The following is a 21,289-nucleotide window of genomic DNA, read 5'->3' as shown; positions in this document are numbered from 1 at the left end:
CCGGGCGCGGCGCGTTGGCCCCGTGCTGGCTCCGGGTACCTCCCGCCCATGGATCTCGACGGAGCCCGCGTCCTCGTCTGCGGCGCCAGCGGCGTGCTGGGAGCGGCCGCGGCCCGCGCCCTGAAGGAGGCCGGCGCCTCGGTCGTCGCCGCCGGCCGCGACGCCGACCGCACCGGTGAGGTCGCGAAGGACCTCGGCACCGAGCCGCTCGTCTTCGACGTCGTCGACACCCGCGCCTGCGCCGAGACCGTCGAGGCCGCGGCCGAGGCGCTCGGCGGGCTCGACGCGCTCGTCGTCGCCACCGGCGTCGCGGGCTTCGGACCGGCGACCGAGCAGGACGCCGCCGTCGCCGAGGAGCTGTTCGCCGTCGACGCCCTCGGGCCGATGGCGCTCGTCCGCGCGGCGTCGCGCCACCTCCCCGACCAGGGTGGCTGCGTCGCCGTCCTGTCGGCGATCCTCGCGGACCTGCCGACCAACGGCATGGCCGAGTACGGCGCCGCGAAGGCCGCGCTCTCCCACTGGCTGACCGTGCTGCGGCGGGAGAACCGCCGCCGCTTCACCGTCGTGGACCTCCGTCCGCCGCACCTCGACACCGGCCTCGCCGACCGCGCGCTCGCCGGGGACCCCCCGAAGCTGCCGGCCGGGCTCGACCACGGCCAGGTCGTCGACGCGCTGCTGCAGGCGATGCGGGACGGCGCCTCCGAGGTGGTCTGGGACGCCGAGGCCAAGGCGCTCGCCGTCCGCTGACGCTTGGCCCTCTCGGGGAGGCTGGGAGCATGCCGATCAAGACCAGCGCCTACGCGCACGTCCGCCTGACCGTCACCGACATCGAGCGGTCGCGGAAGTTCTACGACGACGTCCTCGGGCTGCCCGTGGCCTTCGAGATGCCCGCCGACGCCGACGAGGCCACCCGCGAGCAGCTGTCGTTCCTCTACGGCGGCGTGATCTACCAGCTGGGCGACTCGCTGCTGGGCCTGCGCCCGGTGGCCGAGGAGAGGTTCGACGAGGACAAGACCGGTCTCGACCACGTCGCGTTCGCCGTCGCCGACCAGGCGGCCGTCGAGGAGGCCGCCGCGCACCTCGACTCCCTCGGCGTCGCGCACGAGGGCGTCAAGGACATCGGCGCCGGCTGGATCCTGGAGTTCCGCGACCCCGACAACATCGCGCTGGAGATCTTCGCGCCGAAGTGATCCACCGGCCGCGCGAGGAACGAGCGGGGTCGACGTGGATCAGGTCGAGCGAGCCCACGACCGAGCGTGCGAGGTCGTGAGGGCGGGTCGAGACCCGGTGAGGCGACAGGAGACCTCACCTGGTCTCGACAGGCTCGACCGACGTGTGGTGACGGTCTGCGCGGGCCTCAGCCCTGGCGCGCCTTCAACCGCGGGTTCTTCTTGTTGATCACGTACGTCCGCCCGCGGCGGCGCACGACCTGGGAGCCGGGCTGGTTCTTCAGCGAGCGGAGCGAGTTGCGGACCTTCATCGGGTCCTACTTCCGGTGGTGGGGTCGACGAGCCCGAGCTCGACGGCCCGGAGCAGTCGTCGCGGGACCTGGTGGGTGACGCCGTCCACTCGGACCGGCACGAGGTCGGGGCGGGGCGCCTTCCACTGGGCGCGGCGGGTGCGGGTGTTGGTGCGCGACGTCCGTCGCTTGGGGACGGCCATCACGCCACCGCCCGCGTCGGGCCGAGCCACGGCTCGAAGCCGTCCTCGCCGGCGCCCTTGAACGCCGTCTCCTCGCCGGGCTGCACCAGCAGCCGCTGGAACTCGTCGGCGAGGTGGTCGGGCCGCCGGCCGAGGCCGGTGAGGATCAGGCGGGTCCCCAGCGTCCTGCGGAGGTAGGGGCCCTCGCGCCCGATGCTGAGCTGGCCGCCGGCGCCGTCCCACTCGAGCAGCTGCCCGGTGCGCGACGGCAGGTGGAAGGTCCCGCGCGAGCGGTGGTGCCCGGAGCCGAGGACCTCGAGGTCCTCCAGCAACCGGCCGGGGTGGAACGGCCGCTCGGAGCGCAGGTCGAGGCGCCACAGCCCGGCGTCCACGTGGGCGTCGTGCGGGACCGTCTTGAGCGTCTTCGTCCAGCAGCCCGTGGCCTCGTGGTCGTGGAGGTGGCCGACGAGCAGCCCGGCGTCCAGCAGGGTCGGGTCGGTGACCACCGGCACCTCCGGGCGCGCGAGCGCGCGGACGAGCCCGGTCGCCTCGTCGGGCCCGGAGCCGTCGCAGAGGACGACGGCGTCGGCGTACTCGACCATCGAGCAGGCCACCTCGGCGACGCCGCGCTCGTCGTCGTGGGCGGTGTGCAGGTTCCGCTCGGCGAGGATGTCGTCGCCCAGCAGGTCGGTCAGGACGTGCGGTCCGGTCAGCGCCGTGAGGACCGACGCGACGCGCAGTCGGCGGGCCAGGCGCGGGTCGCGGAGGAGCACCTCGCAGATCTGCACCGGCTCGGCCGAGACCGGCAGGTGGGAGACGATCGCTCCCCACCGCTTCTCGCCGGCCAGGCGGTGGAGGGTCGGCAGCACGTCCTCGCGCAGCGCGCACGAGACGCAGGTGTGCTCGAGCTCGGTGAGGTTCCGCTCCACGATGCCGTGGGCGTCGGACACGACCCGCTCCAGCGTGCCCTCCAGGGGGTCGATGTGGTGGCGGACGACGACGGCGTCGGGCAGGTCCAGCTGGAGCGCCAGGGTCGCGCTGGTCATGGGCTCGGGCGCGACGCCGGCGAGCAGGACGACGGGGGTCCTCATCGCTCACCACCGCCGGCGCGTCCCTTCCCGTAGCGGCGCTCGAAGGCCTGGACGCGGCCCTCGGTGTCGACGACGCGGCCGCGGCCGGTCCAGAACGGGTGGCTGGCGGCCGAGACGTCGACGTCCACGACCGGGTAGGTGACGCCGTCCAGCTCGACGGTCGGGCCGTCGGATCGCGCGGCCAGCGTGGACCGGGTGAGCACGAGCAGGTCGGCGGAGCGGTCGCGGAAGACGACCGGCCCGTAGGCGGGATGGATGTCCTTCTTCACTGGCTCTCCGTTACAGTGCGACTGAGAATCGTTATCAGCATAGACAGGAGAGTCCATGTCCCGCCACTGCCAGGTCACCGGACGGGAGCCGACGTTCGGCCACCACGTCTCCCACTCGCAGCGGAAGACCAAGCGCCGCTTCGACCCGAACGTGCAGCAGCGCCGCTACTACGTGCCGTCCCTCGGGCGCACGGTCCACCTCACCGTCAGCACGAAGGGCATGCGGATCATCGACAAGCGCGGCATCGACGCCGTCGTCGGCGACCTCCGCGCCCGCGGGGTGAGGCTCTGATGGCCGGGAAGGGCAGCGACGTCCGACCCATCGTCAAGCTCCGCTCGACGGCAGGGACCGGCTACACCTACGTCACCCGCAAGAACCGCCGCAACGACCCCGACCGGCTCGTGCTGAAGAAGTTCGACCCCGTCGTCCGGCGCCACGTCGACTTCCGCGAGGAGCGCTGAGATGGCCAAGACCTCGAAGATCGCGAAGCAGAAGCAGCGCGAGCGCACCGTCGCGAAGTACGCCGAGCGGCGCGCCGCGCTGAAGGAGGCCGTCCGTCGGGCCGAGCCCGGCTCGGCCGAGCTGACCGAGGCCGTCGACGCCCTCAACCGGCTCCCCCGCGACGCCTCGCCCGTGCGCCTGCGCAACCGCGACCAGTCCGACGGCAGGCCCCGCGGCTACCTCCGCAAGGCCGGCCTCTCGCGCATCACCTTCCGGCGCATGGCGCACGCCGGGGAGCTGCCGGGCATCACGAAGTCGTCCTGGTAGGACTCGGAGAGCGGCGCCGACCGGGGCGCGGAGGTGCTCCACGAGCCGCAGGGACGGCCGGAGCACCGCGACGCGGAGCAGTCCTCCGTAGCCTGGCGCCGTGGGTCGTGGCGGCGAGCAGGTCGACGTCGTCGTGGTCGGCGGCGGGCAGTCGGGGCTCGCGACGGCGTACCACCTGCTGCGGCGCAACCGCCGCCGGGCGACACCGCTGACCTACGTCGTCCTGGACGACCGCGACCGGCCCGGGGCGGCGTGGCTCGACGGGTGGCCGTCGCTGCGGTTGTTCTCCCCCGCCGGCTACAGCTCCCTGCCGGGGTGGCCGATGCCGAAGGCCCCCGGCGACGCGAACCCCTTGGCGCAGCACGTCGTCGACTACCTGACGGCGTACGAGGAGCGGTACGACCTGCCCGTCGTGCGCCCGGTGCGGGTCCGCGGGATCTCGGACGGCGACGGCGGACGCCTGCTCGTCGACGCCGGCGGGCGGGCGTGGTCGGCGCGGGCCGTCGTGCACGCGACCGGCACCTGGTCGGCGCCGTTCTGGCCCGCCGTCCCCGGCATGCGCGACTTCGCCGGGACGCAGGTGCACACCCACGACTACCGCGGCCCCGCGGCGTACGCCGGGCAGCGGGTGCTCGTCGTGGGCGGCGGCAACTCCGGGGCGCAGGTCGCGGCCGACCTCGCGCTCGCCGACGTCGTCGTCACCTGGGCGGCGGCGCGACCTCCCCGCCTGCTGCCGGACGACGTCGACGGACGGCGTCTCTTCGAGCTCGCCACGCAGCGGGTGCAGGACCCCGACGCGCACGCCGGGGTGGGCCCGCTGGGCGACGTGGTCGCCGTGCCCGACGTCCGGCGGGCCCGCGACGAGCGCGGTCTGCGGGCCGTCGCGATGCCGGAGCGCCTCACCGCGACGGGCGCGACCTGGCCGGACGGCACCGAGACGCCGTACGACGCCGTCGTCTGGTGCACCGGCTTCCGCCCGGCCCTGGCCCACGTCGGACGCCGTCACGCGACAGAGGTCCCCGCGGGGTGGGACCGCGGCGCCCACCGGGTCCGCTCGGCGGACGACCCCCGCGTGTGGTTCGTCGGGTACGGCGACTGGTGCGGCCCGGCGTCCGCCACCCTGATCGGCGTCGGCATGGCCGCCCGGGCCGCGGCCGAGGGCATCGACGGGATGCTGGCCGACGGCTGAGCGCTGCACCGTTGGTGGTTCGGCGCCAAGCCGGAGGATCTCAGCGTTCACGGCGCTGGGATCCTCCGCCGTGAGGGTCTCGACAAGCTCGACCAGCGGTGGTGCGGGCTCGACCAGCGGTGGTGCGGGCTCGACCGGCGATGGTGCGGGCCGATTTCGACCTCACCGGGTCTCGAGGCTCCTCGCCAGGGCTCGTCACACCTCGACCGGCGTCCATTCAAGGTGGTCGAGCAGCACGCGAGCGCAGCGAGCGCGCGTCGTCGAGACCACGCAGCGGGTCTCGACAAGCTCGACCAGCGGTGGTGCGGGCTCGACCGGCGGCGGTGCGGGCTCGACCAGGGGCGGCTAGGGCAGCACGAACGCCAGGACCACGAGGACGACGGCGGCCACGGCGGCGAGGCCGGCGAGGACGCGGGCCTTGGTGGTCTCGCCCCGGTGGTGCTCGACGAGCTCCTCCTCCGAGCGGGTGGAGATCAGCATCTTGTCGGGGCCCTGGGGGCCGCGGACCTCGAGGTCGCCGCGGTCGTCGAAGGCCTCGCCGGAGACGAAGATGCGGGTGTCGGGCAGCAGCACCCACTCCTCGTACTCGTAGCCGATGGTCCTGTCGCCCGAGGTCGGCAGCGTCATCGAGAAGCGGCCGAGCTGGACCTTCGTGCCGCGGGCGCCCTCGTCCTGGCGGAACTCGCTGGCGACCTTGCGGGGGCCGTTGACGCGGGCGGTGGGCACGAGGGTGATCTCGCCCGAGTCGTCGCGCAGCAGGAAGGACTGCTTGGAGGAGCTGTCGACCACGACCTCCTCCTTGCGGCGGGTGCGGCGGTCGCCCTCCTTGGTCCGGTACGACTCCTGGTAGTGGTGGGTGACCTTGTGGCGGTACCAGAGGCACTCGGTGTCCGTGATCTCCGAGGTCAGCAGCCCGCGCGGGCCGGGGACGGCGGTGCCCTTCAGCTCCACGCGGTGGGAGAACGCGCCCGGTCCCGCGGCGTCGGAGGCCGCGCGCGCCAGCTCGTGGACGTCGGCCGCCCGGGAGGTCTCGGTGCCGACGAGTCGGCCGACCTGCCCGGTGGCCTGCCTGCTCTTCCAGTACATCTAGCCGGCGACGGCGAGCGCCAGCGCGGCACCGACGAGGTAGGGGACCATGGCCGGATCCTGCCCGGTGCCGTGGGATCCAACCACCTCATTCGACCCGCCGGGCCGTCGTGAAAGGGTGTGCGCGTCATGACCCGGGGCATGGACAGGTGAGCGGCCGTCGCCGCGCCCTGCCCGGGACGCACCGCCGCGGCGGCCACCGGGCACCCCGGCCGCGCCGACGCCGGGTCCCCGTCGGCGCCCGGACCGTCGCGCTCCTCACCGTCGGCGCCGTGGCCCTGGGGTTCGGGCCCCGGCTGCCCGGCGCCCTCGCCCCCGGGGACGACGCGACCCGCGCCACCGGCGAGGCCGCGCAGCTGCCGGCCGCCGTCGGGGGCGACTCGCGGGCCGCGGGCCCCGAGGCGACCGACGTGCCGGAGGGGACGACGTCCCGCGCGGAACGGCCGCCGGTGCGGGCCTCGGAGCGGTCGCGGCAACGGGCCCCCCGGGCGCGCACCGTGCCGGACGACGGGCCCGGCACGTTCCGCGTCGCGGCCGCCGGAGGCGACCCGGGGCGCGGCGCCGAGGACGCGACGTACGGCGAGCTGACCTACACCGTCGAGGTCGAGGACGGCGTCCCGTTCGACCCCACCGCGACCGGGCGCCGCGTCGAGCGAGTCCTCGAGCACCGCCGCAGCTGGCAGGGTCTGCTCGGGCAGCCGCTGCGCCGGACCACCGGCGTCCCGGACTTCCGCGTGCTGGTGGCCAGCCCGGGCACGACCGACGCGTTGTGCGCGCCGCTGCAGACCCTCGGCCAGGTCTCGTGCCGCAACGGCGACCTCGTCGTCCTGAACGCCGTCCGGTGGGCGGAGGGCATCCCGGACTATGAGGGCGCGCTGGCGCAGTACCGCACCTACCTCGTCAACCACGAGGTCGGCCACCGGCTGGGGCAGGGCCACGTCGAGTGCCCGGGCGCCGGCCGGCCGGCACCGGTGATGCAGCAGCAGACCTACGGGCTCGACGGCTGCACCCGCAACGCCTGGCCGGCCCCCGCCGGCGCGGCCGGGTGAGGGAGACCGGGCTCAGCCCTGCCGGTCGGGCCCGGCCCGCTCGGCGGTGACCCGCAGCAGCACGCGCTTCTCGCGCTCCATCTCGGCGCGGTAGGAGTCCCAGTCGTCGTGCTCGCCGGCGGCGCGGCGGTAGTAGTCGACGAGCGGCTCCATCGCGTCGGGCAGCGACAGCACCTCGGTGGTGCCCTCGACGTAGTACCAGGTCCCGAAGAACGCGTCGGTGAACACGCACAGCTGCGCCCAGCCGTCGGCGCGCAGGTTCTTCGTCTTGTACGCCGTCTCGCGGCTGCTCACGCAGAACCGTCCGGCGTCGTCCACCGCGACGAGCACCGGGCTCTGCTGCACGCCGCCGGACGGCGTCCGGGTCGCGAGGACGGCGCGATGGTGGCGCTCGGCGAAGACACGCACGCGGTCGAGGTCCATGGGGGCAGTCTGCCCCGTGGCATAGTCCATCGTCTCAGTCGACTTACTCGGGAAGAAGCCGTCGTGACCCTCAGCCTGCACCCGGCCAGCCGCCGGACCGTCCTCACCGGCGCCGCCCTGGGCTCGGCCGCCGTCGCCTCCACCGCGGTCACCGGACCCGCGACGAGGGCCGCGGCCGCCTCGGCCCGTCGTCGGCGACCCGGCGACCGCCCGAACGTGGTCGTCGTGTCCGTCGACGACCTCGGCTGGGACGAGATGGGCTGCTACGGCAACGACTTCAACGAGACCCCCGAGATCGACCGGCTCGCGGCGGAGGGCACCCGCTTCACGCAGGCGTACGCCGCCGCCCCGCTCTGCTCCCCCACGCGCGCGGCCCTGGTCACGGGCCGCTACCCGGGCCGGGTCGGCATCACCGACTTCCTGCGACCGCAGACCGCGGCCAGCGACGCCTTCCTCGACCCGCAGCGGACCACGTCGGTCGCCGAGGTCCTCGACCGGCGCGGCTACACCAGCGGCCTGATCGGCAAGTGGCACCTCACCGAGACCTACTCCGGGCCCTACCGCGACCGGCCGGGCAACCCGTACGCCCACGGCTTCGACGACGTCCGCGTCACCGAGGAGCTCTACATCGGCGGCGGAGACTACACCCACCCCTACTTCTTCATGCCGAGCCTGCCCGCGCGCGAGCCGGGCGAGTACCTCACCGACCGCCTCGCCGCCGAGGTCGAGGACTTCGTCGCCACCCACCGCGACGAGCCGTTCTTCCTGCACGTCTCGAACTACGCCGTGCACACCGAGCTCGTGGCCCGCGCGGAGCTGCTCGCGAAGTACGAGGCGAAGCCCGGCGCCGACCGCGCGCCCAACCGTCCCCTGCTCGCCGCGATGCTCGAGAGCGTCGACACCCAGGTCGGCCGCATCCGCCGCGCCCTGGAGGCGAACGGGCTCGAGGGGAACACCCTGCTGCTCGTCACCTCCGACAACGGCGGGCAGAGCCGCCCGGCCAACGCCCCGCTGCGCGGCGGCAAGGGCGAGCTGTACGAGGGGGGCATCCGGGTGCCGCTGGTCGCGTGGGGGCCCGGACTGGTCCGCGCCGGGCTGGACGCCGACCACCTCACCAGCACGATCGACCTGCTGCCGACCGCCGCCGAGCTCGCCGGGGTCCCGGTCCCGCCGGGGGTGGACGGCGTCAGCGTCGTGCCCACCCTGACCGGCCGCGGCCGGCAGCGGGCGCGCCCGGCGACGTACTGGGCCTACCCCCACTTCATCGGCGGCACCCGGCCGCACGCCGCGGTCCGCGAGGGCGACCTCAAGCTCGTGATGTTCCTGCGCGACCGGCGCTGCGAGCTCTACGACCTCGCCGCCGACCCCTCCGAGACGACCGACCTCGCCGCGAGGCGCGGGGACGACACCGCCCGCCTGCGGCGGCTGCTCGAGGCCCACCTGGCCGAGCTCGACCTCCACCCGGGCCCGCCCGACGCCGGCCGCGTCCGCCGCGAGGTGACCGGGACCTTCGACGCCGGGCTCGAGCGGTACACGCTGGCCCCCGTGCCGTCGGGCGGTGCCGTCGCCGACGCGACCGTCGAGGAGGGTCGCCTCCGGATCTCCGCCGGCGGCGCCGCGCACCTGCTGGCCGTCGGCGAGCAGGGCCCGCGCGGCAGCGAGTTCGTCGTCGAGCTCGACCCCGGCCCGCTGCCCCCGGCGGCGCGGGAGCGCACGCTGTTCGCCGGGATCGCCCGCGGCGGCGACGACTACCTGCTCCTGCGCTACCGGCACGACCTGCGTCGCGTCGGCTGGGACCTGCGGGTCGGCGGCCGCCTCGAGACCGGCGGCGCCGAGCCGACCACGGTGCTCGACGGCAGCGTCGACCTCGCCGACGACGCGAGCCGCATCGCCCTCGCCGTCCGCGGCGCCCAGGCCGCGGCGTACGCCGACCTCGGGCGCGGCTGGGAGTTCCTCTTCCGCCTCGACGTCGCCGGCGCGCTCGACCTGCGCGACGACGCCGTGCGCCGCGGGTTCCGCTACGCCGTCGGCGGCCGCGTCAACGGCAGTGCCGTCAGCGTCGACGGGTTCCGCGCCTGGGAGCGCTGAGACCGGACCGTGACGCTCGGCGGCGTCCCCCGCCGTGCGGGCCGGGTTAGGGTCGCGGCAGCCGAGACACGGGGGTGACACGGCGTGCAGGGAACGACGACGCGCCGGGGCGTCCTGGTCGCAGCCGGGGTCGCCGGCGCCGTGGGCGCCGGGGCGGCCGTGTCCGCCCGCGGTCGCGGGGCCGCTCCCCCGGCGTACGCCGCCCGCCCGCGCACCGACCGCCCGCCGCGGTGGCGGCCCCCGGCGGACCGCACGAACGTCGTGGTCGTGTCGATCGACGACCTCGGCTGGAACGAGCTCGGCTGCTACGGCCACCCCTTCAACCGCACCCCCGAGATCGACCGGCTGGCCGCCGAGGGCCTGCGCTTCACCCGCGCGTACGCCGCCGCGCCCACCTGCTCGCCGACCCGGGCGGCGCTGATGACCGGCCGCTACCCCGGCCGGGTCGGGGTCACCGACTACCTGCGACCCGAGCCCGCCGCGAGCGACCGCCACCTCGACGCCGGGCACAGCACGGTGCCGCGGGTGCTCGCGAGACGCGGCTACACCAGCGGGCTGGTCGGCAAGTGGCACCTCAGCGAGACCTACTCCGGGCCCTACCGCGACCGGCCGGGCGGCCCGTGGGCGCACGGGTTCGACGAGGTCCGCGCCTCCGAGGAGCTCTACATCGCCGGCGGCGACTACACCCACCCCTACTTCTTCCTGCCGACCCTGGCGGCGCGGGAGTCCGTCGACGGCCGGCCGGAGTACCTCACCGACCGCCTCGCGCTGGAGGCCGAGGACTTCATCGCCGCCCACCGCGACGAGCCGTTCTTCCTGCACGTCTCGAACTACGCCGTCCACATCGACCACGAGGCGCCCGCCGACGTCGTCGCCCGGTACGCCGCACTGCCCGGGGCCGACGAGGCGCCGAACCGCCCCGTCGTGGCCGCGATGCTCGACCGCATCGACGCCCAGGTCGGCCGGATCCGGCGCGCGCTCGAGGAGAACGGGCTCACCCGGCGCACGCTCGTGCTCGTCACCTCCGACAACGGCTCCGACGACCGCGCCGTCAACGCCCCGCTCCGCGACGGCAAGGGCTCGCTGCACGAGGGCGGCATCCGCGTCCCCCTCGTCGCGTGGGGGCCCGGCCTGGTCCGCGCCGGCCGCACCACCGACCACCCGACGTCGACGATCGACGTGCTGCCGACGGCCGCCGACCTCGCGGGCGCCCGGGACGTCCCGGGTCGTCTGGACGACGCCCGCTGGGACGGCGTCAGCCTCGTGCCCGTGCTCTCCGGCCGCGGCCGCCAGCGCTCCCGGGCGGCGACGTTCTGGGTCTACCCCCACCACTTCGTGCCCGACACCCGCCCCCAGGCCGCCGTCCTCGCGGGGGACCACAAGCTCGTGATGATGCTGCGCGACCGCAGCGTGGCGCTGTACGACCTCGCCGCCGACGAGGCCGAGACCACCGACCTCGCCGCGCGGCGCCCCCGGGTCGCGGCCCGTCTCACGCGCCTGCTCGAGGACCACCTCGCCGAGCTCGACCTGCTGCCGGACCCCCCGGGGCGCCCGGACCGGCGCAGACCGGTCGCGCCGGGTGACGACGGCCCGCGAGGCACCGCCTGGGAGCTCGTCGCCGACCCGGGAGACCTCGCGAGCGGCGACACCGTCTCGCTCGGCCTGGCCTCCGGTCCGGGCGAGCGGCTGCTGCTGACCTACGACCACGACCGGCGCGGGGTCCGGTGGGACCTCGTCGTCGGCGGCCGGCCCGTGACCGTCGGGATGGAGCCGCTGGGACAGATCGACGGCACCGTCGGCCTCGACCGGCGCCCGGCCCGCCTGGGTCTCGTCGGTCGCGGCTCCGAGGTCGCGGCGTACGTCGACGAGCGCGGCGCCGGCTGGGAGTTCCTGGCCCGCCTCGACGTCGCCGGCGTGCTCGACCTCCGCGACGACGCCGTCCGCCGGCGGCTGCGGTGGGCGACGGACGGCGCCGTGGAGGTCGGGGGGCTCACGGCCCGCGACCGTTGACGGCTCGGGCGGACGTCGTGTGACACGGTGCTGCTCACCGACCACGGCAGGAGCGCTCCTTGATCGTCCTCTACTCCGCCCTGGCGATCCTCGCGGTCGTCGTCCTCATCATCGTGCTGGACGTCGACCCGATGATCAGCCTGGTGCTCGGCTCGCTCGGGCTCGGTCTCGCCGCGGGCCTCGGGCCGACGACCACCCTCGCCACGATCGTGGAGGGGTTCGGCTCGATCATGGCCGAGGTCGGCCTGCTGATCGGGTTCGGCGTCCTCATCGGCTCGCTGCTGTTCGCGATGCAGGCGCTGCAACGCCTCGTCGCGGGGCTGCTGCGGCTGCTCGGGGCGAGGCGGCTGCCCTACGCGATGGCCGTCGTGATGACCACCCTCTTCCCGTCGATCTACGTCGACGTGCAGCTCGTCCTCGCCTCCCCGCTGGCGCGCTCGGCGGCTCCGCAGATCGGCGCGCGCGGGCTCGGTCTCATGGGTGGCGCGGTGACCGCGGGCATCCTCGTCGGCTACGTCTTCGTCGTCCCCGGGCTCGGGACGGTCTCGATCGCCGGGCTGCTCGGCGTCCCGCTGGGCACGATGCTGGTCTACGGCCTGCTGGTCGGCCCGCTCACGGCGCTGCTCACCGTGGCCGTGTTCGCGCTCGTGCTGAGGGCGGGCTTCTGGAGCCCCGAGAAGGACGAGGACCCGTCGGAGTCCCTGCTCGAGGCGGAGGCCCTGGCGGAGCGGGAGGCCGGCGCCGAGGGAGCGAAGGGGCCCCGGGTGCCGCCGCTCGCGATCGCCCTGCTGCCGGTGCTCGTGCCGCTGGTGATGATCGCGACCGGGGCGACGCTCGACGCCGTCGGCGCCTCGAACCCGGTCCTCGCCTTCCTCGGCGACCCGGCCCTCGCGCTGTTCGTGGGCCTGCTCGGGGCCTTCGTGCTCGCCCGCACCTCGCTGGGCCGTGAGGGCACGAACGAGGCCCTGGCCAAGGGCTTCGACACCACCGGCCAGATCCTGCTCATCACCGGCGTCGGCGGGTCGCTGGGCGCCGTGATCGCGGCGACCGACCTCGCCGACGTCCTGTCCGCGCTGTTCACGGCCGACGCCGGGGCGCCCGTCGTGGTGACCATCCTGCTCGCCTGGGTCGTGGCCGCCGTCCTGCACCTGGCGATCGGCTCGATCTCGGTGGCGGCCATCGCGGCCGCCGGGATCATCGGCCCCGTCCTGTCCCAGGTCGACGTCGCGCCGCCCGTCGTGGGCCTGGCCATCGGTGCCGGGGCCCTGTTCGCGCTGCACGTGAACAGCAACTTCTTCTGGATGTTCCAGTCCCTGCTCGGGGTGTCGACCCGGGGCGCGCTCAAGGCGCTCACCTTCGTGACGTCGTTGGCCTCGGTCATCGCGCTGCCGCTCATCACCGTGCTCGGGCTCGTCACCTGAACCGTCGGATCCCGCCGGCGGGGCCGGAGCGGTCAGCCGTCGTCCCCGGGTGGCCGCCGGGTCACTCCGGGGCGACGAAGGTGAAGGGCTCGGCCTTCCGCTCGCCGGCCGCGGCCAGCAGGTCCGCGATCTCGTCGCGACCCGCGGGGGACGGGTCCTCGATGTCGCCGTCGGTGGCGTAGGGCAGGGCGTACGCCGGCCGGCCGTTCTCGGCCCGCCAGCTCTCCGCGAGGCCCCCACCGTCGACGACGTCGAAGCCGAGGCGGTCGAGGACGGCGGTGGCGACGTCCTTGGCCGCGAAGTCCTCGCCGAAGATCGGGAGGGCGGACCGGTCGTCGGAGCCCGTCGGCCGGGCCAGCGCACCGATCGCGTCGGAGTGGATGGTGTTGAACGCCTTGACGACGTGGGCGTCGGCGAGGTGGCCCTGGAGCAGGCCGCTGGTCGTGGCGCGCTCCTCGTCGAGCGCCTCCACGCGCCCGTCGCGGTCGGGGTAGTAGTTCAGCGTGTCGAGGACGACCCGTCCCTCGAGCGCGTCCGCGGGAACCTCGGCGTACGCGTGCAGCGGGATCGTCACGACGACCACGTCGGCCGCGGCCGCGTCGGTCGTCGTCCCGGCGCGGGCGCCCTCCCCGTGCTCGGACGTCAGCTCGGACACCAGGCCCGTGAGGGTCTCGGGGCCCCGGGAATTCGACAGCACCACCTCGTAGCCGGCGGCGAGGGCGCGCCGGGCGACGGCGGTGCCGATGCGGCCGGAGCCGATGAAGCCGATGGTGCGGACCTGGTCGACGGCGATGCTCATGGCCGTCCCAACAGCCGAGGTGGTCGCGCTAGTCCCGGACGTGGCCAGCCGCGGCGCCCTCGTGGTTGTGTGTGGCGATGACCACACGGCACCCGGTCGACCGACCCGAGATCGCGAGCGAGACCTTCCGGCAGGTCGGCAGGCGCCTGCTGCCGCTGCTCGGCGTCTGCTACTTCCTGTCCTACCTGGACCGGACGAACGTCTCCGTCGCGGCGCTCACCATGAACGCCGACCTGGGCATCAGCGACGCGGCCTTCGGGCTCGGCGCCGGGCTGTTCTTCATCGGCTACTTCTTCTTCGAGGTGCCGAGCAACATGGTCATGCACCGGGTGGGGGCCCGGATCTGGATGGCCCGGATCATGGTCAGCTGGGGCATCGTGGCGGGCCTGCAGGCGTTCGTCGTCGGCGAGACGAGCTTCTACGTCGTGCGCGTGCTGCTGGGCATCGCCGAGGCCGGGTTCTTCCCCGGGATGATCCTGTACCTGACGTACTGGTTCCCCGCCGAGTACCGCGCCCGCGCGGTCGGCTGGTTCATGGCCGCGGTGCCGCTGTCGACCGCGATCGGCGCCCCGCTGGGCGGCCTGCTCCTGCGGATGGACGGGACCGGGGGCCTCGCGGGCTGGCAGTGGCTGTTCATCGTCGAGGCGGTGCCGACCGTCGTCCTCGGGTTCCTCCTGCTGTGGTGGCTGCCCGACCGCCCCGAGCAGGTCGACTGGCTCCGCGACGACCAGAAGAGCTGGCTGAGGGGCCGGCTCGCCGCCGAGGCCGAGGCCAGCGCCGGCAAGCACGTCTCGGAGTGGGAGAGCCTCAAGCACCCCCGCGTGCTGGGGCTGTCGTTCGTCTACTTCGCCATCGTCTTCGGCCTCTACGGCCTGGGGTTCTGGCTGCCGACGATCGTCCAGGACAGCCTCGGCATCGAGGACACCTTCGACGTCACCCTGCTCACCGCCGCGCCGTACGTGGTCGGCACGGTCGCGATCGTCGTCGTCGGCCGGATCGTCGACCGGCAGGCCAAGCCGGCGCGGATCACCATCGGCGCCATGACCGTCGGCGGGGTCGGGCTCGCCGCGACCGCCTGGCTGTCGGAGAACCCCTGGGTGGGGTACGCCGGCCTCTGCCTGTGCGCCGTCGCCGTGATGTCGTCGTTCCCCGGCTTCTGGCGTCTGCCCACCGCGTTCCTCACCGGCGCCGCCGCGGCCGCCGGCATCGCGGTGGTCAACTCCATCGGCAACCTGTCCGGCTTCGTCGGCCCCTACTGGATCGGCCTGCTCAGCGACGCCACCGGCTCCAACCAGTGGGGCCTGGTCTCGATCGGGGTCGTCATGGTCGCCGGCGCGATCCTCACGGCCGCCCTCACGCGGGACACGAAGCAAGCCTGACGCCGTGAGGTGCTCGAGGCGCTCCGAACCCGCCACCGCTGGTCCAGGTGCGAGCGCAGCGAGCCCTTCGAGGCTCCTCGCTGGCGCTCGTCACGCCTCAACCGCCGAGGGGGCCGCGAACCTGTGGATCCGGTCTCGATCGGTCCCGGGGGGCTCCCCGTGACCCCGGGGTCCTGCCTACGTTGGACCGGCAGCCCCCACTCGGGGGGTGGCTCTCGGGAAGGCAGCACATGAACCTCTCCGCACGACCGCTGGTCCTCGCGACCGGCACCGCCCTCGTCCTCGGTCTCGGTCTCACCGGGCCCGCCCCGGCCAGCAGCGCTCCCACCGCGAGCGCGCCCGCGGCCCCGGCACGCGCCGCGGACGGCGTCACCCACGAGGAGAACCCCGGCGTGCCCGTCGGCGCCTCGTGGACCGAGCACTACTTCGGCGCCGCCCGCGCCGGCTCCCCCACGAAGGTCACGCTGCACGCCGACGTGCTGCGCCCCGAGGGTCTCGAGCCGGGCGAGCAGACGCCCGTGATCCTCTCGGTGGGCCCCTACTTCAACCACTCCGGGCAGACCGGCAAGGAGACCGACGAGGTCCAGCCGTCGTCCCGCTTCGACGACCTCATCGACGGCGCGAGGCTGATGCAGCGCGGCTACACCGTCGTCCTCGTCGACAACCGCGGTTTCGGTGCCTCCACCGGCTGCCTGGACTGGCTGGGCGCCGGCGAGCAGGCCGACATCACCGCCGCGGTCGACTGGGCCGCCTCGCGGCCGTGGTCGACCGGCAAGGTCGGCATGTACGGCAAGTCGTACGACGCCGTCACCGGGCTCTGGGGCGCCGACCTCGACCCCGAGGGCCTCGAGGCGGTCGTCGCGCAGGAGCCGCTGTGGAACATGTACCCCTACCTCTACTCGAACGACGTGCCGCGCTTCAACCAGGTCGGCACCCCCGCGGCCTACAACTCGATCGCGGCGCTGGGCGGCACCTCCGGTGACACCGAGCGCTACCGCGCCGCCGCGGACTACGAGCAGCAGCACCCCGAGTGCCTGACCCGCAACACCCGCGACAACGTCGCCAACACCAGCCAGTCCGACGACTACTGGCGCCTGCGCAACCAGGCCGTGAAGGCGAAGGGCGCCGACACGCCGCTGTTCCTGACCCAGGGCTTCACCGAGTCGAACACCAAGCCCGAGCAGATGGAGCTCTACCTGCGCAACCACCAGGGCCCGACCCGCGGGTGGATGGGCCCGTGGGAGCACGTCCGCGGCAACGAGGTCGACGCGGACACCGGTGACCTGTCGCAGGGCCGCAAGGGCTTCTTCGGCGAGGTCGTGCGCTTCTACGACAAGCACCTCAAGGGCATCACCCCGGCCCGCAAGGACCCGGCGTTCGCGATCCAGGACAACGCCGGTCAGTGGCGCTCGCAGAGGACGTGGCCCGTGGTCGACACCAAGCGGGCGGTGCCGCTCGGCTCCGGTCGCTACATCGACGCCGGTCCGCTCGACGAGGCCGGTGGCGCCGAGGGCCTCGACGCCGCCCAGGAGCGCCAGGTCGAGGCCAAGCAGGTGCCGCCGCGGGTGACCCGGCGCTCCGGCGCGGGTGAGGGTCGCGGCATGGACCAGGTGCTGCGCTCGACGCTCGGCACCGCCGCCGAGCGGGACGCCGCCTCGCTGGCCGAGGCCGGCACCGTGCCGACGTCGTACCAGACGTGGTCGAAGCCGGTCCGCGCCGAGACCCGCCTCACCGGCACCCCGCGGATCGCGCTCGAGACGCGCGGCACCGGTCAGGTCTACGTGTCCATGTGGGACGTCGACCCCGCCGCCGGCACCGCGACGCTGATCAACGAGAACGTCGCCGCGCTCCGGTCGGAGGGCCGCACCTTCGACCTGAAGGGCATGGACTGGACGCTGGGGAAGGGCCACCGGCTCGTCGTCGGCATCGGCACGATCAACGGCGGCAGCTGGAACGCGCTGCCGAGCGGTCGGGTCGTCACCGTGGACGCCGCGCGGCTGACGCTGGCCACGCAGTCGACCGCCGACGACAAGGCCACCCAGGGTGCGCCCTCGCCGTGGCTCGCCCGCTACGTCGAGGACAACACCATCGAGTCCGGCGAGGGCCCGGCCGGGACGTTCACCGTCCCCGCGCCCTGACCCTCACCGCACCCGGAAGACCCAGCAGCACCCCGGTCGCCGGGGACGTCGGGGCCGAGCAGTCGCTCAGCCCCAGACGTCCTCGGCGACCTGCACGATGAGGTCCAGCTTGGCCCGCTCCTCGTCCCACGTGAGGTCGTTGCCCTCCGAGGTGGAGGAGAACCCGCACTGCGGCGACAGGCACAGCTGCTCGAGGGGCACGTGCTGCGCCGCCTCGTCGATGCGGCGCTTGAGGACGTCGGGGTCCTCGAGCGCACCGGTCTTGGTCGTGACCAGCCCGAGCACCACCTGGCGGCCCGGCGGCACGAAGCGCAGCGGCTCGAAGCCGCCCGAGCGCTCGTCGTCGAACTCGAGGAAGAACCCGTCGACGGCGAGCTCGCTGAACAGCACCTCGGCGACGAAGTCGTAGCCGCCCTCCGCCGCCCACGACGAGCGGAAGTTGCCCCGGCACAGGTGGGTGGTCACGGCGAGGGACTCGGGCCGGTCGGCGATGGCGGCGTTCAGGGTGCGGACGTACCGCTCGTGCTGGTGCTCCGCGTCGTCCCCGCGCTCCGTCATCGCGCGGCGCTGCGCCGGGTCGTTGAGGTAGGCCAGCGAGGTGTCGTCGAGCTGGGCGTAGGTGCACCCCAGGTCGGCGACGCGCCGCAGCTGGTCGGCGTACGCCGCGGCGAGGTCGGCCCAGAACGGCTCCTCGTCCGGGTAGACCTCCGGGTCGAGCGCCGCGCGGCCGCCGCGGGCGTGGAGCATGTTCGGCGACGGCATCGTCAGCTTCGGCGTCAGGCCCGGGGCGAGCCGCCCGGCGGTCTCGGCGAGGAAGGTGAAGTCGTCGCCGAAGATCGTGTGGTCCAGCCCGATCCGCTCGCCGACCTTGACGGCGGCGGACTCGAAGTCGAGGTCGCCGTCGGCGTTGCGGAAGTGGACGGCGATCTTCTCGTCCGTGCTGGAGACGCCGCGCAGCTGGTAGAGGAAGTCCATGTGCCAGGACGCCCGGCGCATCTCCCCGTCGGTGACCGTCTGCAGCCCCGCGTCGCGCTGGAGGGCGACGACCTGCTCGACCGCCTCGTCCTCCAGTCCGCGGAGCTCGGCGTCGTCCACCTCACCGGCGGCGTGGCGGCGGCGCGCGTCCAGCAGCGCCGGGGGCCGCAGCAGGCTGCCGACGTGGTCGGCTCGGAACGGCGGTCGGGTGCGCTGCGTCGCGGACTGGCTCATGGGTCGAACCTAGCCACCGCGGCTACCGCCCGGCCGTGGCCGCCTCCACCAGCGCCCCGGCGAGCACCCCGGGCGCGCTGACCTGCGGCCAGTGCCCGGTGGGCAGGTCGACGTACGTCACGTCCGCGACCGCGAGCTCGGGCACGTCGCCACCCGTCACGAACCCCCGCGCCTCGTCGGGGGAGAACTCGGGGCACACGAGGGTGACGGGCACCCGCCCGCGGGCGGTGTCGGTGTAGGCGACCGCCCCCGTGGCGACGCCGCCGGGGACCGGCACCATCGCGGCCGCGACCCTCTCCCGGGTGGCCTCGTCGAGGTCGTCCGAGTCGGGCCCGGCGAACGGCTCCCAGCCGGGGAAGGCCATCACCCCGTCGACGACGTCGAAGAACGCGGCGTACGCCGCGCCGTCGTCCGAGGGGAACCCGCCGACGAGGACGACGCGCGCCACGGCGTCCGGCCTGCGGTCCGCGGCGAGCCAGGCCAGGGTCGCGGCGGCGGAGTGCCCCACCACGACCACGCGGTGCCCGGCCCGGGCGGCGGCGTCCACGTCGGCCAGGACGGCGGCGAGCTGGTCGTCGAGCGTGACGTCGACGGCCTCGTCGTCCACGCCGGGCAGGCGCACCGCGGACGCGTGCACCCCTGTCGCCGCCGGGTGCGCGGCGACGGCGTCGAGGGTGGCGTCCCAGGTGTCGGCGCGCAGCCAGAGGCCGGCGACGAGGAGCAGGTCGGTGGTCGGGCGGTCGGGTGCCTCGGTGGTCATGTCGAGGACGCTAGGAGGTATCCCGGACGGATCCTGTCCGGGACCTGCGAGAGTCTGCGTCGTGACCACCGACGAGACCGGGCCGACCGTCCGGGCGCTGCGCGTCCTCGACGTCCTCCAGCGGAGGCCGGGCGTCCGGGCGTGCGAGCTCGCCGAGCGGCTCGGGGTCAGTGAGCGGGCGGTCCGTCGCAGCGTGGCCGCCCTGCGCGCCGCCGACGTGGCCGTCGAGTCCACGTCCGGGCCGTACGGCGGCTACCGGCTCGGCCGGGGCCTGCGGCTGCCGCCGCTCCGCTTCACGAGCACCGAGGCGCTCGCCCTCGTCATGGCGGTGCTCGACGGCCAGCACGCCGCCGCGGCGGTCGGCGACCCGGTCGCCGACGCCGTGGGCACCATCATCCGGGCCCTGCCGGTGGACGTCGGCCGGCAGGCCGCCCTGATGCGCGAGCACGCGCGCGCCGCGCCCGGCCGTCGCCCGCGGCCCGACCCGGTGACCACCGCCGCCCTGGTCGACGCCGTCGCCGCCCGCGCCGTCGTCCGCCTCGCCTACACGCCCCGATCCGGCACGCCGCGCACCCGCACCGTCGAGCCGTGGGCGGTCGTGGTCCGTGGCGGGCTCTGGTACCTCCTCGCCCGTGCCGTCGACCTCGACGCCCCCCGCACCTACCGCGTCGACCGCGTCGGAGCCGTCGAGACGCTCCCCTCCTCCGCCGGCACCGTCGTCCCACCGCCCGACCTCGACGCCGTGGCCTGGCTGGAGGAGCACCTCGGGTCCGGGCGCGCCCTCGCGACCCGGGTCCGCTTCCACGCGCCGTACGACGAGGTGGCGCCGTGGATCCGGCCGGTCATGGGTCGCCTCGCGCCCACCCCGGACGGCGAGTGCGTGCTCGAGGGCACCACCGACAACCCGGCGATGGTCGCCAACGAGTGGCTCGCTGCCGTGCCCCGCCCGATGACGGTCGAGGGAGGCCCGGAGCTGCGCCTGGCGGTCGACGACCTGGCCCGACGGCTGGCCGCGTCCGTCGCTGCGTCATCGGCGTGACCGGGAGGGGGTCGAGCCCATCCGGGGCGCGGCGGGCGCGAAGCCTGCCTGGCCGAGGTACTTCAGGTGGTTAAGGTTTTCGAGGTGACCTGGGTCACTCGCCGTACCGGCGGGGTACCCGCGTCCCACGGCGCAGCCGCCCGCACCCCGCGGCGGCCGCCGAGCACCACCGAGGAAAGGATCCGACCCCCATGAAGAAGACCCTCCGCTCCCTCGCCGCCACCCTTGCCGCCGGCGCGATGGTCGCCGCCGGCGTCGCCACCGCGGCCCCGGCCTCCGCCGCTCCCGGCACCACCAGCCTGGCCGAGGTGCTGGCCGCGGACTCCGGCTTCGACAAGAACGCCAAGGACTTCGACATCCTCGAGCGTGCGGTCCTCGCCGTGCTCGACAACCGCCCGGACAGCCCGGTCGGCCTGCTCGCGGACGGCGACCGACGCGCGACCGCGTTCCTGCCCACCGACCTCGCGTTCTCCCGCCTCGTGACCGGGCTCACCGGCGAGAAGCCGGCCAACGAGCGCGCCACGTGGCAGGCGACGCGGTCCGTCGGCATCGACACCATCGAGGAGGTCCTGCTCTACCACGTCATCCCGAGCAGGACGATCTACCGCAAGGGCGTCCTCGCGGCGCGCGGCACCCGCGTCGACGTCGCCAACGGCGACAGCGTCGCCGTGATCGTCCGCGACGGCCGGGTCTTCCTGGGCGACCGCGACCGCGGCGCCACGAACCCGGAGGTCACCGTCACCAACATCAACCGGGGCAACAAGCAGATCGGCCACGCGATCAACCGCGTGCTGCGTCCGTTCGACTTCTCGGGCTGAACCGCCCGCTCCACCCGCCACGGGCCGGCGTCCCCCCGGGGGCGGGGGGGGGCGGGGGGGCGGGGGGGGGGGGGCCCCCCCCCCCGGCACACCCCACGCACCCCACCCCCC

Annotated in this window: 23 protein-coding genes; 14 read left to right on the top strand and 9 right to left on the bottom strand. The window is 74.7% G+C overall.

Annotated elements, in window-relative coordinates; genetic code table 11:
- Positions 1-48 precede the first annotated feature (48 nt).
- Together MJ876_RS04590 and MJ876_RS04585 are read left to right on the top strand one after the other, a co-directional pair.
- Positions 49-747: an SDR family oxidoreductase gene (locus MJ876_RS04590; RefSeq protein ID WP_240234897.1), complete on the top strand. Its 699-nt coding sequence runs from the start codon at positions 49-51 to the stop codon at positions 745-747.
- Positions 748-776: 29 nt separating this feature from the next.
- Entirely contained in the window at positions 777-1,190 is a 414-nt protein-coding gene (locus MJ876_RS04585; protein WP_240234896.1) for a VOC family protein, read from the top strand.
- A 167-nt stretch (positions 1,191-1,357) separates the two neighbouring features.
- Here MJ876_RS04585 and ykgO read toward each other — a convergent pair whose 3' ends face one another.
- The 4 genes from ykgO to MJ876_RS04565 are packed head-to-tail and all read right to left on the bottom strand — an operon-like array spanning position 1,358 to position 3,001.
- Entirely contained in the window at positions 1,358-1,480 is a 123-nt protein-coding gene (gene ykgO, locus MJ876_RS04580; RefSeq protein ID WP_240234895.1) for a type B 50S ribosomal protein L36, read from the bottom strand.
- On the bottom strand, positions 1,477-1,662 hold the full coding sequence (rpmF, locus tag MJ876_RS04575) for a 50S ribosomal protein L32 (RefSeq protein ID WP_240234894.1): 186 nt from the start codon (positions 1,660-1,662) through the stop codon (positions 1,477-1,479). Before rpmF ends, ykgO begins: the two co-directional genes overlap by 4 nt.
- Positions 1,662-2,732: a GTP-binding protein gene (locus tag MJ876_RS04570; protein ID WP_240234893.1), complete on the bottom strand. Its 1,071-nt coding sequence runs from the start codon at positions 2,730-2,732 to the stop codon at positions 1,662-1,664. Before MJ876_RS04570 ends, rpmF begins: the two co-directional genes overlap by 1 nt.
- Positions 2,729-3,001, bottom strand: coding sequence for a type B 50S ribosomal protein L31 (locus MJ876_RS04565; protein ID WP_240234892.1), 273 nt, complete (start codon positions 2,999-3,001; stop codon positions 2,729-2,731). The genes MJ876_RS04570 and MJ876_RS04565 overlap by 4 nt, the downstream gene beginning before the upstream one ends.
- Before the next feature lie 55 nt (positions 3,002-3,056).
- On the opposite strand from MJ876_RS04565, the gene rpmB reads away from it, so the two are divergent.
- From rpmB to MJ876_RS04545, 4 genes are all read left to right on the top strand, one after another.
- Positions 3,057-3,293, top strand: a complete 237-nt coding sequence (gene rpmB / locus MJ876_RS04560; RefSeq protein ID WP_240234891.1) for a 50S ribosomal protein L28 — start codon at positions 3,057-3,059, stop codon at positions 3,291-3,293.
- Positions 3,293-3,463, top strand: coding sequence for a 50S ribosomal protein L33 (rpmG, locus tag MJ876_RS04555; RefSeq protein ID WP_240234890.1), 171 nt, complete (start codon positions 3,293-3,295; stop codon positions 3,461-3,463). Before rpmB ends, rpmG begins: the two co-directional genes overlap by 1 nt.
- Position 3,464: 1 nt before the next feature.
- Positions 3,465-3,770, top strand: coding sequence for a 30S ribosomal protein S14 (rpsN, locus tag MJ876_RS04550; RefSeq protein ID WP_240234889.1), 306 nt, complete (start codon positions 3,465-3,467; stop codon positions 3,768-3,770).
- A gap of 100 nt (positions 3,771-3,870) precedes the next feature.
- Positions 3,871-4,959 carry an ArsO family NAD(P)H-dependent flavin-containing monooxygenase gene (locus MJ876_RS04545; RefSeq protein WP_240234888.1) on the top strand — a complete coding sequence of 363 codons (1,089 nt, stop codon included), beginning with the start codon at positions 3,871-3,873 and terminating at the stop codon, positions 4,957-4,959.
- Between the two features lie 345 nt (positions 4,960-5,304).
- Here MJ876_RS04545 and MJ876_RS04540 read toward each other — a convergent pair whose 3' ends face one another.
- A complete protein-coding gene (locus MJ876_RS04540; protein ID WP_240234887.1) occupies positions 5,305-6,045 on the bottom strand; it encodes an E3 ubiquitin ligase family protein in 741 nt (246 codons plus the stop codon).
- A gap of 149 nt (positions 6,046-6,194) precedes the next feature.
- Between MJ876_RS04540 and MJ876_RS04535 the strand changes: the two genes are divergently transcribed.
- The gene (locus tag MJ876_RS04535; protein ID WP_240234886.1) at positions 6,195-7,094 is read left to right on the top strand and encodes a DUF3152 domain-containing protein; all 900 of its coding nucleotides are present in this window, start codon (positions 6,195-6,197) and stop codon (positions 7,092-7,094) included.
- 12 nt (positions 7,095-7,106) lie between these two features.
- Here MJ876_RS04535 and MJ876_RS04530 read toward each other — a convergent pair whose 3' ends face one another.
- The gene (locus MJ876_RS04530) at positions 7,107-7,517 is read right to left on the bottom strand and encodes a PPOX class F420-dependent oxidoreductase (RefSeq protein ID WP_240234885.1); all 411 of its coding nucleotides are present in this window, start codon (positions 7,515-7,517) and stop codon (positions 7,107-7,109) included.
- A 63-nt stretch (positions 7,518-7,580) separates the two neighbouring features.
- Here MJ876_RS04530 and MJ876_RS04525 point away from each other — a divergent pair, with 63 nt between their 5' ends.
- The 3 genes from MJ876_RS04525 to MJ876_RS04515 all read left to right on the top strand — a co-directional run bounded on the left by MJ876_RS04525 (position 7,581) and on the right by MJ876_RS04515 (position 13,036).
- Positions 7,581-9,605, top strand: a complete 2,025-nt coding sequence (locus MJ876_RS04525; protein ID WP_240234884.1) for a sulfatase — start codon at positions 7,581-7,583, stop codon at positions 9,603-9,605.
- Between the two features lie 84 nt (positions 9,606-9,689).
- Positions 9,690-11,615, top strand: a complete 1,926-nt coding sequence (locus MJ876_RS04520) for a sulfatase (RefSeq protein WP_240234883.1) — start codon at positions 9,690-9,692, stop codon at positions 11,613-11,615.
- 59 nt (positions 11,616-11,674) lie between these two features.
- The gene (locus tag MJ876_RS04515; protein ID WP_240234882.1) at positions 11,675-13,036 is read left to right on the top strand and encodes a GntP family permease; all 1,362 of its coding nucleotides are present in this window, start codon (positions 11,675-11,677) and stop codon (positions 13,034-13,036) included.
- Between the two features lie 61 nt (positions 13,037-13,097).
- On the opposite strand, the gene MJ876_RS04510 is transcribed toward MJ876_RS04515, so the two are convergent.
- The gene (locus tag MJ876_RS04510) at positions 13,098-13,835 is read right to left on the bottom strand and encodes an NADPH-dependent F420 reductase (protein ID WP_240234881.1); all 738 of its coding nucleotides are present in this window, start codon (positions 13,833-13,835) and stop codon (positions 13,098-13,100) included.
- A 77-nt stretch (positions 13,836-13,912) separates the two neighbouring features.
- Between MJ876_RS04510 and MJ876_RS04505 the strand changes: the two genes are divergently transcribed.
- Both MJ876_RS04505 and MJ876_RS04500 read left to right on the top strand, forming a co-directional pair.
- On the top strand, positions 13,913-15,214 hold the full coding sequence (locus MJ876_RS04505; protein WP_240234880.1) for an MFS transporter: 1,302 nt from the start codon (positions 13,913-13,915) through the stop codon (positions 15,212-15,214).
- A 230-nt stretch (positions 15,215-15,444) separates the two neighbouring features.
- Positions 15,445-17,352, top strand: a complete 1,908-nt coding sequence (locus MJ876_RS04500) for a CocE/NonD family hydrolase (protein WP_240234879.1) — start codon at positions 15,445-15,447, stop codon at positions 17,350-17,352.
- 66 nt (positions 17,353-17,418) lie between these two features.
- Here MJ876_RS04500 and MJ876_RS04495 read toward each other — a convergent pair whose 3' ends face one another.
- Positions 17,419-18,561: a 5-methyltetrahydropteroyltriglutamate--homocysteine S-methyltransferase gene (locus tag MJ876_RS04495; protein ID WP_240234878.1), complete on the bottom strand. Its 1,143-nt coding sequence runs from the start codon at positions 18,559-18,561 to the stop codon at positions 17,419-17,421.
- A 22-nt stretch (positions 18,562-18,583) separates the two neighbouring features.
- Positions 18,584-19,321, bottom strand: coding sequence for an alpha/beta fold hydrolase (locus tag MJ876_RS04490; RefSeq protein ID WP_240234877.1), 738 nt, complete (start codon positions 19,319-19,321; stop codon positions 18,584-18,586).
- A 61-nt stretch (positions 19,322-19,382) separates the two neighbouring features.
- Here MJ876_RS04490 and MJ876_RS21520 point away from each other — a divergent pair, with 61 nt between their 5' ends.
- Positions 19,383-20,360, top strand: a complete 978-nt coding sequence (locus tag MJ876_RS21520) for a WYL domain-containing protein (protein WP_308192560.1) — start codon at positions 19,383-19,385, stop codon at positions 20,358-20,360.
- A 191-nt stretch (positions 20,361-20,551) separates the two neighbouring features.
- Positions 20,552-21,178: a fasciclin domain-containing protein gene (locus tag MJ876_RS04470; RefSeq protein WP_240234876.1), complete on the top strand. Its 627-nt coding sequence runs from the start codon at positions 20,552-20,554 to the stop codon at positions 21,176-21,178.
- Positions 21,179-21,289: the final 111 nt, after the last annotated feature.

It is taken from the genome of Nocardioides sp. CFH 31398 (assembly GCF_022436705.1).
Classification (GTDB): Bacteria; Actinomycetota; Actinomycetes; order Propionibacteriales; family Nocardioidaceae; genus Nocardioides.
The sequence above is the reverse complement of the archived record's forward strand: the minus strand, read 5'-3'. Positions and strand labels throughout refer to the sequence as shown.